Here is a 13,592-nt window from a genome sequence, read left to right as displayed (position 1 = left end):
GTCATGAGGCCCGTCGACCCCAGGCTGCTCGCCCAGGCCCGCACCACCCGGGCCTTCCTGGCCGGCTCGGTGCTGCTCGGCGCTCTCGGCGCGGTGCTGGTGCTCGCCCAGGCCACGCTGATCGCCGAGATCGTGGTCCGCTGCTTCCAGCGCGGCCAGGGCCTGGCAGCGCTCGGCACCCCGCTGGTGCTGCTCGCGGCCACTGCGGTGGGCCGGGCGCTGGTCGCCTGGCTCACCGAGCTGACGGCCCATCGGTCGGTGGCCCGGGTCAAGTCGCAGTTGCGCCGCCGGCTGCTGGAGCACGCCACCGCGCTGGGCCCCGGTTACCTGGCGGGCCGGCGCACCGGCGAGCTGACCACGCTGGCCACCCGGGGTGTCGACGCGCTGGACGACTACTTCGCCCGCTACCTGCCGCAGCTCGCGCTCGCGGTGGTGGTGCCCGCGGTGCTGCTGGCCCGGATCATCGGGGCCGACTGGGAGAGTGCGGCGATCATCGCGGGGACGCTGCCGCTGATCCCGCTCTTCATGGTGCTGATCGGCTGGGCCACCAAGGACCGGATGGACCGCCAGTGGCGCTCGCTGGCCCGGCTCTCGCACCACTTCCTGGACGTGGTCGCCGGGCTGCCCACGCTCAAGGTCTTCAACCGGGCCAAGGCCCAGGCCGAGGCGGTCAAGCGGATCACCGACGAGTACCGCAGGGCCACCCTGCGCACGTTGCGGATCGCCTTCGTCTCCTCGTTCGCCCTGGAGCTGCTGAGCACCATCTCGGTCGCCCTGGTCGCCGTCTCGATCGGATTCCGGCTGGTCGACGGCAGCCTCGGTCTTGAGACCGGGCTGCTGGTGCTGATCCTGGCACCCGAGGTCTACTTCCCGCTGCGCCAGGTCGGCGCGCTCTACCACGCCAGCGCCGAGGGGCTGGCGGCGGCCGAGGAGGTCTTCGCCGTCCTGGAGACCCCGCTGCCGGCCATCGGCACCGTCCCCGCCCCCGTGCTCGCGGGCGCCACCGTGACGGTCGGCCCGCTGACGGTCACCCACCCCGGGCGCACCGCACCCGCGCTCCGCGGTGCGGCCCTGGTGCTGCCGCCGGGCAGCACGACCGCGGTCACCGGACCCAGCGGCGCGGGCAAGAGCACGCTGCTCGCCGTCCTGCTCGGCTTCGTCCGCCCGGACGCCGGGAGCGTCACGGTCACCGCCGCCGACGGGCGCTCGTACGACCTGGCGGAGCTGGCACCCGAGTCCTGGCGCTCGCAGCTCGCCTGGGTGCCGCAGCACCCGCAGCTGTTCGCGGGCACGGTGACCTCGAACGTCCGGCTGGCCCGCCCGGAGGCCTCCGACGCCGAGGTGAGCGCCGCGCTCGCCGCCGCCCACGCGCTGGACTTCGTGCGGCGGCTGCCGCTGGGGCTGGAGACCGTGCTCGGCGAGGACGGGGCCGGGCTGTCGGCAGGCCAGCGCCAGCGGCTCGCGCTGGCCCGAGCGCTGCTGACGGACCGTCCGCTGGTGCTGCTCGACGAGCCGACCGCCAACCTGGACGCGCAGAGCGAGGCGGCGATCGTCGAGGCGGTGCGCGCCCTCGCGGCCGACCCGGCGCGCACCGTGCTGCTGGTGGCGCACCGGCCGGCGCTGCTGGCGGTGGCGGAGCGGCGGGTGGAGCTGACGGTGCCTCAGGTAGCGGATGTTTCACGTGAAACATTGCTGGTGCCGCAGGTGGCCGCTGAGCCGCAGCAGAGCGCCGCCTCTCCGGCCCCGGTCCCGGTCCCGGCCCTTACCTTGGCCGCCTCCGGCGCCCCGCTGCGCCGCGTCGCCGCGCTCTTCGCCGCCGCCGAAGCCGGCCGGGCCCGGCGCCGGTTCGCACTCGCCGTGCTGCTCGGCAGCCTGGCGCTCGGGTGCGCGGTGGCGCTGCTGGCCACCTCGGGGTGGCTGATCTCCAAGGCCTCCCAACAGCCGCCCGTGCTCTACCTGATGATGGCGGTCACCTCGGTGCGCGCCTTCGGGGTCGGCCGCAGCTTCTTCCGCTACTGCGAGCGCCTGGTCTCGCACGACGCCGTGCTGTGCACCCTGGGCAGCCTGCGGGTGACCGTCTACCGCCGCCTGGAGCGGCTGGCGCCCACCGCGCTGCCCGCCTTCCGGCGCGGTGACCTGCTGTCGCGGCTGGTCGCGGACGTCGACGTGGTGCAGGACTGGTACCTGCGCTGGCGGCTGCCGGCCGCCGTCGGCCTGGTCGTCTCGCTGGCCGCCTCGGCTGGCCTGGCCCTGCTGCTGCCGGGCGCCGGGATCGCGCTGGCGGTCGGCCTGCTGCTCGCGGGGGCCGTGGTCCCCGTGCTGGCCGCCCGTCTCTCCCGTCGGACGGAGCGTCAGCAGGCTCCCGCGCGTGGTGCACTCGCCACCGCCGTGGTCGACACCTGCACCGGTACCGCCGAGCTGACCGTGGCGGGCGCGCTGCCTGCCCGCCTCGGCGTCGTCCGGGCCGCCGACGCCCGCCTGACCTCCCTCGCCGCCCGCTCGGCCACCACCACGGCGCTCGGCGCGGGCCTGATGGCCCTGCTCACCGGGTGGACGGTGGTCGCCTGCGCCGTGGTGGGCGTGGCCGGCGTGCGGTCCGGCTCGCTGAACGGCCTCAGCCTGGCGCTGGTGATCCTCACTCCGCTGGCCGCGTTCGAGGCGGTGACCGGGCTGCCCGGCGCGGTGCAGATCCGCGAGCGCAGCCGGGCGGCGGCGGCGCGGCTGACCGAGATGGTGGACACCCCGGACCTGGTGGCCGAGCCGGCCGCCCCAGCTCAGGCGCCCGCCGACCCGTTCCCGCTGGCCGTGCGCGGGCTGCGCGCCTCGTGGCCGGGGCAGCAGGCGCTCGCCCTGGACGGCGTCGACCTGGACCTCGCCGCCGGCCGGCGTGTCGCGGTGGTCGGGCCGTCGGGCTCCGGCAAGACCACGCTGGCGCATGTGCTGCTCCGGCTGCTCGACCAGCGTTCCGGCTCTGTCGTCCTTGCCGCAGGTCATCCACAGGCTGTGGACAGCCGCGCACTGGACGGCGACGCGCTGCGCGGTCTGATCGGCCTCTGCGCCCAGGACGCGCACGTCTTCGACAGCTCGCTGCGCGAGAACCTGCGCCTGGCGCGCCCTGCCGCCTCGGACACCGAGCTGCGCACCGTCCTTGTCGCGGCCCGCCTGCTCGACTGGGTGGACACCTTGCCCGACGGCCTGGACACCATGGTCGGCGAACACGGCGCGCGCCTCTCGGGCGGCCAGCGCCAACGGCTCGCGCTGGCCCGGGCGTTGCTGGCCGACTTCCCACTGCTGATCCTGGACGAGCCTGCGGAGCACCTGGACCTGCCCACGGCTGATGCCCTCACCGCCGACCTGCTCGCGGCCACCGAGGGCCGGGCGACGCTGCTGATCACCCACCGCCTGGCGGGGTTGGCGACGGCGGGTGTGGACGAGGTCGTGGTGCTGGACGGGGGGCGGGTGGTGGAGCGCGGCAGCTGGGCTGAGTTGACGGCACGTCAGGACGGGCGGCTGCGAGCGCTGTGGGAGCGGGAGACGGCGGCGGACCGGCTGGTGGGGGTAGGGGTGTAGCGCGAGGGAGGGAATCGCGCTGGTTGCCAAGGCGGTTGATCCCCAGCCTCGGGTTTCTCAGCGAAATGATCTCGCGAGGTGACTCCGCCCAGGGAATCCCGCGAGCCGCGAAGGGTCCGGCGAGTCCGGCGGTCGTACGGTAGAACCCGTTACCGAGGAGGACTTCCGATGCGCAGCGTGACCTATTCGATGGGCGTCTCACTCGACGGCTACATCGTCGGGCCGGACGGCGAGTTCAGCTGGACGGAGACCGACGAGGAGGTCTTCCGCTTCGTCACCGACGAGGAACGCAAGGTCGGCGTCCACCTGTTGGGGCGACGGCTGTACGAGACGATGCTGTACTGGGAGACCGCCGACCAGGACCCATCGCTCGACGACTCGATGCTCGAGTGGGCCGCGCTCTGGAACTCGCTCCCGAAGGTGGTGTTCTCCACCACGCTGTCGGCGGTGCAGGGCAATGCCCGCCTGGCCTCCGGCGGCCTGGCGGAGGAGATCGAGCGGTTGCGAGCCGAGCCGGGGGAGGGCGAGATCGCGATCGGCGGCGCGGTTCTCGCCGCCGAGGCGGCCGCGTCGGGTCTGATCGACGAGTACCGGGTCAGGGTCTACCCGGTGCTGGTCGGCGGCGGCATTCCGTTCTTTCCCCAGCGCGAGCGCCGGGTGGATCTCGAACTCGTCGAGACCCGCACCTTCAGCTCGGGAGTCGTCTACCTCCGCTACCGCGTGGCGCGTTAGGCGGTTCGTCCGCCGAGCCCCAGGAAGAACGGGCCGGCCACTGACGTTTTCTCTGTTGCAATCTTGCGCATCCACAACCACCTCGCCCCAACCGGTAGTTGGTCAGCCCGGGTCCGCCGAGGACTCGCCCTCCGGGCCCGCCGTGCTCTTCGGCGGCCGGCCCCGGCGGGGCAGCCCACCGACGTTGGTGGGCAGCCGGCCGGCCTGGGAGAGGGACTGGCGCAGCAGGTACTCGATCTGGGCGGTGGTGCTGCGCAGTTCGTCGCCGGCCCAGCGGACCAGGGCGTCGTGGACGGCGGGGTCGAGGCGGAGCAGGATCTGCTTGCGGTCGCTCATGGGCAGCTCGGGCTCGTCCTGTTTGTCTTGATCTACTGGTAGAGCGTACCGGTGTTGACGACCGGTTGGGTCGCCTGTTCGCTGCAGAGCACCACCAGCAGGTTGCTGACCATCACGGCCTTGCGCTCCTCGTCGAGTTCGACGATGCCCTCCTGGCTCAGCGAGTCGAGGGCCTGGCGCACCATGCCGACCGCGCCCTGGACCAGGCGCTCGCGGGCGGCGACCACCGCGTCGGCCTGCTGGCGGCGCAGCATGGCTTGGGCGATCTCGGGTGCGTAGGAGAGGCGGGTGATCCGGGACTCGACGACGCCGATCCCGGCCAGCGCGACGCGGTCGCCGATCTCCGCCGACAGGCGCGTGGTGATCTCGTCGGCATGGACGCGCAGTGAGAGCACGTCTTCGGTGCGCGCGTCGTAGGGGTAGCTGGTGGCGATGTGCCGGACCGCGGTCTCGGCCTGGATGCCGACGAACTGCACGACGTTGTCGACCGCGTAGACGGCCTTCGCGCTGTCCTCGACCTGCCAGACCACCACGGCAGCGATCTCGACCGGGTTGCCGTCGGCGTCGTTGACCTTGAGCGTGGCCGTCTCGTGGTTGCGCACCCGGGTGGAGATCTTGCGCCGCAGCGTGAACGGGTTCACCCAGCGCAGGCCGGTGGTGTGCACCGTCCCGGTGTAGCGGCCGAAGAGGGAGGTCACGCGGGCCTCGCCGGGCGAGACCGGGGTGAGGCCGAGCAGCGCGAGTGCGCCGACCACCCACAGGACCACGCGCAGCCAGCTGTCCGCACCGTGCGATGCCACGCCCGAAGCGATCGCGGCCAGTCCGATCGCGAGGGGCGCCCACCCCGGGATGTCGCGCGCGGACCGTTCGCTGATCGGGGTGAGCGGGGGTGTGGCCGGAGCCGGGTCTGTCGTCATGGGAGCGCCGCCCTCGTCGAGGTCTGTGACCTATCTTTAAAGCTCTAGCTTAGTGATATCACTTTACGGAGGCTATCGCCATCCCATCGCCTCCGGGTGAACCGGCGGCTCAGCGCCTACTGCCGACGAAACTCCGACTCAGGTCAGTAGGGTCGAGGCATGGCGACCACCCCCGACGAGCCCGCCCCCCACCGGGTGCCCGAGATCTCCTCGCTGGGCCTCGACACGCTGGTGACCGAGGTGTCCGAGCGCCTGCAGTCCGCGGCGGCCGTCACCGACCGGATGCAGCGGCTGCTGGAGGCGGTGGTCTCGGTCGGGGCGGGGCTCGACCTGCACGCGACGCTGGAACGGATCGCCTCCGGGGCGGCCGAGCTGGTGGACGCCCGGTACGCGGCGCTCGGGGTGATCTCGCCGAACGGGCACGGGCTGAGCGACTTCATCCATGTCGGGATCGACGACGCGACCGCCGCCGAGATCGGTGACCTGCCCTCGGGGCGGGGGATCCTGGGGGTGCTGATCGACCATCCCGAGCCGCTGGTGCTGGACGAGCTCTCCCGGGACCCGCGCGCGTCCGGGTTCCCGGCCCACCACCCGCCGATGCGCTCCTTCCTCGGGGAGCCGATCCGGGTGCGCGAGGAGGTGTTCGGCAACCTCTACCTGACCGAGAAGCGCGGCGGCGGCGGGTTCACGCCCGAGGACGCCCAGGTGGTGCACGCGCTCGCGGCCGCCGCCGGGGTGGCGATCGAGAACGCCCGGCTGTACGAGGAGGGCCGGCGCCGCGAGCGGTGGATCGCCGGCGCCGCCGCGGTCACCACCGCGCTGCTCTCCACCGACAAGGCGCACGACGCGCTGGCGGTGGCGGCCGAGCGGGTGCGCGAACTGGCCGACGCCGAACTTGGGATGATCATGCTGCCCACCGGTGACGGCGGTCTGCGGGTCTCGCACGCATCGGGCCGGGACGCCGAGTACGTCATCGGCGAGCTGGTCCCGGGGGCCGGGTACGCGGCCAGGCTGCGGGACGGCGAGAGCGTCTTCATCGACGACATGTCGAAGGACCCGGCGCTGGTGATGCGCCTGGCCCGGCGCTACGGGCCGTCGATGGCGCTGCCGATGGTGGCCGGCGGGCAGGTGCTCGGCGGGCTGGTGGTCTGGCGGGCGTTGGGTGCCCGGCCGTTCAGCGACGTCACCAAGGAGCTCGCGGCCACCTTCGCCTCGCAGGCCGCGCTCGCCCTGCGGCTGGCCGAGGGGCAGCGCGACCAGCAGCGGCTGGCCGTCTTCCAGGACCGCGACCGGATCGCCCGGGACCTGCACGACCTGGTCATCCAGCGGCTCTTCGCCACCGGGATGATGCTGGAGAGCGCCGCCCGCCGGGCCGCCGTCCCCGAGGTGAGCGAGCGGATCGGCCACGCGGTGGACGAACTCGACGCCACCATCCAGGAGGTCCGCACCACCATCTACGCCCTCCAGCACGACGACCACGGCGAGCAGCCGGACACCCTGCGCACCCGAGTGCTGCGCGAGGGCAGCCAGGCCGCCGCCGCGCTCGGCTTCAAGCCCTCGATGACCTTCGCCGGGCCGGTGGAGCACCTGGTCGGTGATGCGACGGCCCGTCAACTCCTGGCTGCGCTCCGCGAGATGCTCTCCAACACGGCCCGCCACGCCCGTGCCTCGCGGGTCGTGGTCGAGGTCGACGCCACCGTCCACCTGGACGACGGCGGCCGCCCGGTCTCCGGCGACCCCGAGGCCCTGGACCGCCCGGGCCGCCCCGGCGTGCTGCTCACGGTCACCGACGACGGCGTCGGCATCCCCGAGGGCGGCCGCCGCAGCGGCCTGGCCAACCTGCGTCGCCGCGCCGAGGCGCTGGGCGGCGACGCCTGGCACGAGCCGGGGCCGGACCGCCGGGGGGCTCGGGTGCGCTGGTCGGCGCGGTTGTGAACTCGCGCCAGGGGACTACGCCGTCGCGGGCTCCCAGGCGAACTCGGCCAGGTTGGCGTCCGGTTGGGCGTCGGTGAGGCGGTTGGCGAAGGTGGAGAGGGTGTAGGTGCCGATGCCGAGCACCACGTCCAGGGCGTTGCGCGGGGTGAAGCCGTGGGCCAGGAAGCCGTCCAGGGCTTCGGGGGTGGCGGCGCCCGAGGTGGTGAGCAGGTGCAGGGTGAACGCGCGGACGGCGGCCAGCCGCGGGTCGGGCAGCGGGGTGCCGGCGCGCAGTGCCTCGATCACGGCGGGGTCGGCGCCGAGCTTGCTGAGCTTGGCGGTGTGCATGGCCACGCAGAGGTGGCAGATGTTGCGGGTGGCGATGGTCATCACGACCACCTCGCGGGCGAGCGGGTCCAGCGAGCTGCGCTCGAAGCGGGCGCTCAGGTCGAGGAAGCCGGTGAGCAGTTCGGGGGACTCGGCCATCAGGCCGACCGCGCCGGGCAGGTAGCCGAGGTGGCGGTGGGTGGACTCCATGGCGGCGCGGGCCGCGGCCGGGGCGGATTCGACGGTGTGGGTCGGGAAGTACTGTCGGGACATGACGGATCGGTCTCCTCGTTAAGCCGTGCAATGGACAACGTGGTTGACTAAAAACGTAAACCAGGTTGTCGATATAGGCAAGAGAGAGCAAGGGGTGTCCGCGATGAGCGAGGCCGCGCCGGAGCGGGAGAGTCACGGGTTCGAGCTGCCACTGCTGCTCTTCGCGGGCTTCCGCTCGATCATCGACCAGTTGCACGCCGAACTGGCCGAGCAGGGCCACCCGGACGCCCGCCCCGCCCACGGCTTCGCCCTGCAGGCCGTGGGCCCGCAGGGCGCGAGCGCGAGCGAGGTGGGGCGGCGGCTGGGCGTCTCCAAGCAGGCGGCCGGCAAGACGATCGACCGGCTGGAGGCGCTCGGTTACGTGCTGCGGGTCGACGATCCGCTCGACGCCCGGCGCAAGTTGGTCCGGCTCACCCCGCGCGGCGTGGACCTGCTGGCCCGCTCCGCAGCCGTCTTCGAGCGGCTGCGGGCCGACTGGGTGGCCCGGTTGGGCGAGCAGCGGGTGCGCGAGCTGGAGCGGGACCTGCGGACCATGGTGCCGGCGGGGTTCTTCCGGCTGGACGTGGCGGGGTGGTTCGGGCAGTAGGCAGTGGGCAAGCGGCGCAGGTCAGCGGGTCAGCAGCGGCAGGCCGACCGCGAGGCCGAGCAGCAGGGCGAAGAAGACCGCCGCGTACGGGCTGGCCAGGTTGAGCGTCCAGCCGATGCCGAACCGCTTGGGCACGAAGAACGAGGAGTCCGCCGGGTTGACGTAGACCAGGCCGCCCAGGCGCCAGTACCGGTCGTCGTCCTGGTGCTCCACCGGCGCGGCCGCTGCTGCTGGTGCCGCGGGGTCGTCCTGCTCGGCCGGGATCCGGCTGCCGTTCTGGCCGCTGCGGATCGCCACCACGAGCAGCACGGCCAGTCCGATCGCCGGCGGGAGCAGCACCGGCAACACCGACAGGGTGCGGGCGCCGTTCCAGATCTGCCAGGCCGCCAGGGTGATCGACAGGTCGGCGCAGGCCGTCAGCAGCATCAGGCAGCGCGCCATCCGGCCCAGGAACCGGCGGTGCTGACCGGCCGTCACCTTGGCGCGGGCCGGGTCCAGATCGGGCCGGGCGCGGAAGGTCAGCCAGGTGACCAGCACCAGCAGCAGGGTGATGCCGACCTCGGCGAAGACCGGCGCGAAGGCGCTGCCCACCGACTTGGCCGCCAAGTGGTCCGCGTGGCCGGGGCCGTTGTAGTGCGTCGGCAGCCGGTCGGGCATCGACGGGTAGCGGACGATGCCCGCCACCAGCGTCCCGACGGTCAGTAGCGCCGAGGGCAGCACCCAGAGCCACGGGAAGCGTGCGGGGTCGGTGCGCAGCGAGGTGTCCACGGCGACCCCCTGGCGCAGGCCGTGGAACCACTGCTCGCGCTGCTTGACCGCGGCGATCGCCTGGTGCGCGCGCAGGTAGCCGACGATGCCGACCGCCAGGATCGCGACCAGCGTCAGTGCCCAGGGAACCATGGTGCGCATGCTCAGCGCCCAGACCGTCCCCGCCACGAACGCCGTGCCCCCGACGAGCGTGACCCAGTAGCGGTAGGCCCGGCGCTGCTCGGCGATCACCGGCGCCTGGGTCCGCCCGGTCGGCACCCGCACGCCGAACGGCACGGTGGCCATGGTGAGCGAAGGCGTCAGCCAGAGCGCGAGCAGGAGCAGCAGCGGCACGAGGGCCTGGACCAGTACGGCGGTGGTGCTCACGTCAGTTCTCCCAACTCCGGTGCGGTGATGACGGTCGGCAGGCCGAAGCCGGTGAGCGTGGCGGCGCAGGCGGTCAGCACGGCGGGGCCGTCCAGGCCCTGCGCCACCGCCTCCGCGAGCAGCGTGCGCAGCCGCGCCTGCCACTGCTCGGCGAAGGCGGCCGGCGGCGGCCCGGAGGTCGGATCGCGCTGGACCACCGCACCGCTCTTGCGGTTGAGGATCAGCAGGCCCTCCTGCCGCAGCAGGTCGTAGGCCTTGTTCACGGTGTGGAAGTTGATCCCCAGGTCGGCCGCGAGCTGCCGGGTCGAGGGCAGCGGGCTGCCCTCGGCGACCTCGCCGAGGGCGATGGCCGCCACGACGCTGTCCCGGATCTGCTGGTAGATCGGGACCTCGCTGCCCAGGTCGAGGGTGAGGATCACGGTGGCTCCCTGTCCTGTCGGTCTGCTCTATTACTTATAGAACAGCTGCCCGGATGATGGCAAGGCGTCAACTGGCCTTCCGCGCGTCCCGGTAGCGCCCGGGGGTGGTGCCGAACGCCCGGTTGAAGGCGTGCGAGAGCGCGTACGGCGAGCCGTAGCCGACCCGGCGGGCGATGGTGTCGATCGGCGCCTGGGTGTCGCGCAGCATGGTGGCCGCGGTGGTCATCCGCCACCAAGCCAGGTAGGCCATCGGCGCCCGTCCCACCAGCGCGGTGAACCGCCGGGCCAGGGTGGCCCGGGAGACTCCGACCCGGGCGGCCAGCAGCTCGTTGCTCCAGGCGTGTTCGGGCGCCTCGTGCAGCGCGCGCAGCGCGTCGGCCACCACCGGGTCGGCCAGCGCCGCCGACCAGCCGGTGCCGTCCGACTCCGCCATCCAGGCCCGCACCAGGTAGACCAGGAGGAGGTCGAGCAGCCCGGGCAGCACCACCCCCGCCCCCGGCGCGCCTAGTGTCACCTCGCGGCCCAGCAGGTCGATCGCGGACCGCAGTTCGGGGTGACCGCCGACCCGGTTCGGCAGGTGGACCACGGCCGGCAGCTCGGCCATCAGCGGGTGCGGGTGGCTGCGGTCCAGCCGGTACTTCCCGCAGAGCAGCTCGGCCGCCCCGGGGGTCTCGGGTGGTGGCGGGGTGGCGCCGCGGGCCGCCCACTCCTCGAAGACGGTTGCCCGAGCGATGGCCTGACGCTCCATCGGACCGCTGGCCAGCACGTGGCCGGTGCCGTGCGGCAGCAGCACCACGTCACCGGTGTTCAGCGTGACCGGCGTGCCGCCGCCGTCCGGCAGGAGCCAGCAGCCGCCCCGCAGTACGACGTGGAAGCCGGCGCCCTCGTAGGCCGCCAACCGGGCGCACCAGGTCCCGGCCACCCGCAGCCGGGTGGAGGAGGGCCGGCCGACCCGGACGGCCGAGATCGCGTCGCTGAGTACATCCATGCGGCTCAGCGTAGCCACGGTGAGTCGCTCGCGTATCCGGTTGAGCCGATTGCGCATTGAGACGCTCATCGATGGCTCCCTAGGCTCGTGAACAACGGACGGGACGAGAGAAGGAGCGGGGAGCGATGGAACACCTCATGGTGGGCGAGGTCGAGGTCGGCAAGGTGGTGGAACGTCAGGGGTCGTTCCTCCCGGCGGCGACGATGTTTCCGCAACTCCCGCCGGAGGCCTGGCGGGACAACCGGGAGTGGCTGGCCCCGAACTTCTGGGAGCCGGAGAGCGGCCTGGTGCAGGGCGCCGTGCAGACCTGGGTCCTGCGCAGCGAGGGGCGGACGATCCTGGTCGACACCGGGGTCGGGAACGGTCGGCACCGCCCGCACACCCCGCAGTTCGCCGACTGGGACACCGACTTCCTGGACCAGCTGGCGGCCGCCGGGGTGCAGCCGGCGGACGTTGACGTGGTGGTCAACACCCACCTGCACGCCGACCACGTGGGCTGGAACACCGAATGGCGAGGCGGGAGTTGGCAGCCCACCTTCCCCAACGCCCGCTACCTGGTGCCGGCGCCCGACTTCGCCGCCGCCGGGAACGCCGACCCCGAGTCGGGCAAGGGGCACCTCTACGCCGACAGCATCGCCCCGGTGCACCGGGCCGGACAGGTGGAACTCTGGTCGGACGGCTACCGGATCGACGGCAACCTGGCCCTCGAGGCGGCGCCGGGGCACACACCCGGGTCCGCGGTGCTGCGGCTGGCCTCCGGGGGCGACCGCGCGGTCTTCGTCGGCGACCTGCTGCACAGCCCGCTGCAGATCCTGGAGCCGGCCCGCAACAGCTGCTTCTGCGAGGATCCGGCCCGGGCCGCCGCGAGCCGCCGCCGGGTGCTCGAACGGGCTGCGGACCAGGGTGAGTTGGTCGTACCGGCGCACTTCGGGGGCACCGGGATCGCCGAAATGCGCCGGGCGGGTGACACGTTCGCGATCACCGGGTGGGCGGGAGCGGCCGCCTGAGGGTGCGCAGCGGGAGGCGGCGCGGCCGCAGGATGGTGGTCAGCCGCACCGGCGCCGGGCGGGTGCCGGGGGCCGGGGCCAGCTCCCAGCGGGCCAGCACGGTGGCCAGTGCGATCACCGTCTCGGCCCGCGCGTAGCCTTCGCCGATGCACTGGCGGGGGCCGTTCGAGAACCCGCCGAAGGCCCACCGGGGCAGCGCGGCCGCCCGCTCGGGCTGCCAGCGGTCGGGGTCGAAGCGGGTGGGGTCGGCGAAGATCCGCGGGTTGTGGTGGGCGACGTACGGGCTGAGCACGACGTAGCTACCGGGCGGCAGGGTACGGTCGGCCAGCTCGGTGGTGCGGGTCGTGGTGCGCAGCAGGATCCAGCCGGGCGGGTAGCGGCGCAGCGACTCGGTCAGCACGTTGGCGGTGTAGGGGAGGTGCTCGACGTCCCGGTAGGTGGCGGCCCGCCCGCCGAGGACGCCGTCGATCTCCGCCTGGAGCCGCGCGGCCACCTCGGGATGCTCCAGCAGCAGCCGGCAGGTCCAGGCCAGCTGGGCGGCGCTCGTCTCGGTGCCGGCCAGCAGCAGCGTCAGCACCTGGTCGTGGACCTCGGCGTCGGTCAGCGCCGACCCGTCCTCGTCCCGGGCGGCGAGCAGCCCGGAGAGCAGGTCGCCGCGGTCCACGCCGCGCTCGCGGTAGTCGCGCACCAGCTCGCAGACCGTGGCCCCCAACGCGGCGACCGCGGCGTGGTAGCGGCGGCCTGCGGGCAGCGGGGGCAGCAACACCCGCCGCAGCGCGCCGGCGAACGCGTGCTCGAACGACTCCTGCAGCCGGTCGACCAGGGCGTCGGGGACCTCGGTGGCGAGCAGGCTGCGGGCGACCACCCGCAGGGTGTAGCGGTAGAAGGCGGGGAAGGCGTCGATCGTCGCGCCGTCGGTCCACCCCCGGGTCAGCTGCTCGGCCTCACGGGTCATCACCTCGGCGTATCCGGGCAGCCGATCGGCCCGGAACTCGGGCTGCAGCAAGCGCCGTTGGCGCCGATGATCACGGTGCGGGCAGGTGGCCAGGCCGTTGCCCAGGATGTCGCGGAAGCGCTGGTAGAACGGCCCGCCCTTGTCGAAGGTCCGGTCGTCCGCGTAGACCTGCCGGAGCAGCTCGGGGTGGCAGGGCACCTGGACGCGATGGGTGCCGAGCCGGAATTCCACCAGGTCGCCGAAGGCGGGGAGGCCGGCGAGGAAGCCGGCCGGATCCCTGGCCAGCCGGGGCAGGTGCCCGAGCAGGGGGAGGGCGCCGGGGACGGTGGCGCTGGTGAGGTTGCCGCTCATCGGACTCCGATCGAATCGAACCTGTGGCGTGACTCGAAAAAAATTCTGCCCACCTGATGTAACGCCAACTGCTCCCCACACCG

12 protein-coding genes are annotated in these 13,592 nt (G+C 73.3%); 5 read left to right on the top strand and 7 right to left on the bottom strand.

Annotation, left to right across the window (positions count from 1 at the left end; all coding sequences use genetic code 11):
- Positions 1-3 precede the first annotated feature (3 nt).
- On the top strand, positions 4-3,570 hold the full coding sequence (cydD, locus tag P3T41_RS19315; RefSeq protein ID WP_280691198.1) for a thiol reductant ABC exporter subunit CydD: 3,567 nt from the start codon (positions 4-6) through the stop codon (positions 3,568-3,570).
- Between the two features lie 168 nt (positions 3,571-3,738).
- Positions 3,739-4,302, top strand: coding sequence for a dihydrofolate reductase family protein (locus tag P3T41_RS19310; protein WP_280691197.1), 564 nt, complete (start codon positions 3,739-3,741; stop codon positions 4,300-4,302).
- A gap of 102 nt (positions 4,303-4,404) precedes the next feature.
- On the opposite strand, the gene P3T41_RS19305 is transcribed toward P3T41_RS19310, so the two are convergent.
- A complete protein-coding gene (locus tag P3T41_RS19305; protein ID WP_280691196.1) occupies positions 4,405-4,638 on the bottom strand; it encodes a hypothetical protein in 234 nt (77 codons plus the stop codon).
- 32 nt (positions 4,639-4,670) lie between these two features.
- A complete protein-coding gene (locus P3T41_RS19300; protein WP_280691195.1) occupies positions 4,671-5,555 on the bottom strand; it encodes an SPFH domain-containing protein in 885 nt (294 codons plus the stop codon).
- Between the two features lie 159 nt (positions 5,556-5,714).
- Between P3T41_RS19300 and P3T41_RS19295 the strand changes: the two genes are divergently transcribed.
- Entirely contained in the window at positions 5,715-7,490 is a 1,776-nt protein-coding gene (locus P3T41_RS19295; RefSeq protein ID WP_280691194.1) for a GAF domain-containing protein, read from the top strand.
- 15 nt (positions 7,491-7,505) lie between these two features.
- Here P3T41_RS19295 and P3T41_RS19290 read toward each other — a convergent pair whose 3' ends face one another.
- Positions 7,506-8,069, bottom strand: a complete 564-nt coding sequence (locus P3T41_RS19290) for a carboxymuconolactone decarboxylase family protein (protein ID WP_280691193.1) — start codon at positions 8,067-8,069, stop codon at positions 7,506-7,508.
- Positions 8,070-8,172: 103 nt separating this feature from the next.
- Here P3T41_RS19290 and P3T41_RS19285 point away from each other — a divergent pair, with 103 nt between their 5' ends.
- The gene (locus tag P3T41_RS19285; RefSeq protein WP_280691192.1) at positions 8,173-8,655 is read left to right on the top strand and encodes a MarR family winged helix-turn-helix transcriptional regulator; all 483 of its coding nucleotides are present in this window, start codon (positions 8,173-8,175) and stop codon (positions 8,653-8,655) included.
- Positions 8,656-8,676: 21 nt separating this feature from the next.
- Here P3T41_RS19285 and P3T41_RS19280 read toward each other — a convergent pair whose 3' ends face one another.
- The 3 genes from P3T41_RS19280 to P3T41_RS19270 form a co-directional block, all read right to left on the bottom strand.
- The gene (locus P3T41_RS19280) at positions 8,677-9,789 is read right to left on the bottom strand and encodes a DUF5808 domain-containing protein (protein ID WP_280691191.1); all 1,113 of its coding nucleotides are present in this window, start codon (positions 9,787-9,789) and stop codon (positions 8,677-8,679) included.
- Complete coding sequence (locus P3T41_RS19275; protein ID WP_280691190.1) at positions 9,786-10,208, bottom strand: GntR family transcriptional regulator; 423 nt, start codon at positions 10,206-10,208, stop codon at positions 9,786-9,788. The genes P3T41_RS19280 and P3T41_RS19275 overlap by 4 nt, the downstream gene beginning before the upstream one ends.
- A 67-nt stretch (positions 10,209-10,275) precedes the next feature.
- Positions 10,276-11,196: an AraC family transcriptional regulator gene (locus P3T41_RS19270; RefSeq protein ID WP_280691189.1), complete on the bottom strand. Its 921-nt coding sequence runs from the start codon at positions 11,194-11,196 to the stop codon at positions 10,276-10,278.
- Positions 11,197-11,321: 125 nt separating this feature from the next.
- Between P3T41_RS19270 and P3T41_RS19265 the strand changes: the two genes are divergently transcribed.
- Entirely contained in the window at positions 11,322-12,203 is an 882-nt protein-coding gene (locus tag P3T41_RS19265) for an MBL fold metallo-hydrolase (RefSeq protein WP_280691188.1), read from the top strand.
- Here P3T41_RS19265 and P3T41_RS19260 read toward each other — a convergent pair.
- Positions 12,175-13,509 carry a cytochrome P450 gene (locus P3T41_RS19260; RefSeq protein ID WP_280691187.1) on the bottom strand — a complete coding sequence of 445 codons (1,335 nt, stop codon included), beginning with the start codon at positions 13,507-13,509 and terminating at the stop codon, positions 12,175-12,177. The genes P3T41_RS19265 and P3T41_RS19260 overlap by 29 nt on opposite strands.
- Between the last annotated feature and the right edge of the window lie 83 nt (positions 13,510-13,592).

This window comes from Kitasatospora sp. GAS204B (assembly GCF_029892155.1).
Taxonomy (GTDB): domain Bacteria; phylum Actinomycetota; class Actinomycetes; order Streptomycetales; family Streptomycetaceae; genus Kitasatospora.
The sequence above is the reverse complement of the archived record's forward strand: the minus strand, read 5'-3'. Positions and strand labels throughout refer to the sequence as shown.

What these genes read in the sequence shown, in the direction of transcription:
- cydD (WP_280691198.1), top strand. Translation starts at nt 4, where the DNA reads ATGAGGCCCGTCGACCCCAGGCTGCTCGCCCAGGCCCGCACCACCCGG.
- P3T41_RS19310 (WP_280691197.1), top strand. Translation starts at nt 3,739, where the DNA reads ATGCGCAGCGTGACCTATTCGATGGGCGTCTCACTCGACGGCTACATC.
- P3T41_RS19305 (WP_280691196.1), bottom strand. Translation starts at nt 4,638, where the DNA reads ATGAGCGACCGCAAGCAGATCCTGCTCCGCCTCGACCCCGCCGTCCAC.
- P3T41_RS19300 (WP_280691195.1), bottom strand. Translation starts at nt 5,555, where the DNA reads ATGACGACAGACCCGGCTCCGGCCACACCCCCGCTCACCCCGATCAGC.
- P3T41_RS19295 (WP_280691194.1), top strand. Translation starts at nt 5,715, where the DNA reads ATGGCGACCACCCCCGACGAGCCCGCCCCCCACCGGGTGCCCGAGATC.
- P3T41_RS19290 (WP_280691193.1), bottom strand. Translation starts at nt 8,069, where the DNA reads ATGTCCCGACAGTACTTCCCGACCCACACCGTCGAATCCGCCCCGGCC.
- P3T41_RS19285 (WP_280691192.1), top strand. Translation starts at nt 8,173, where the DNA reads ATGAGCGAGGCCGCGCCGGAGCGGGAGAGTCACGGGTTCGAGCTGCCA.
- P3T41_RS19270 (WP_280691189.1), bottom strand. Translation starts at nt 11,196, where the DNA reads ATGGATGTACTCAGCGACGCGATCTCGGCCGTCCGGGTCGGCCGGCCC.
- P3T41_RS19265 (WP_280691188.1), top strand. Translation starts at nt 11,322, where the DNA reads ATGGAACACCTCATGGTGGGCGAGGTCGAGGTCGGCAAGGTGGTGGAA.
- P3T41_RS19260 (WP_280691187.1), bottom strand. Translation starts at nt 13,509, where the DNA reads ATGAGCGGCAACCTCACCAGCGCCACCGTCCCCGGCGCCCTCCCCCTG.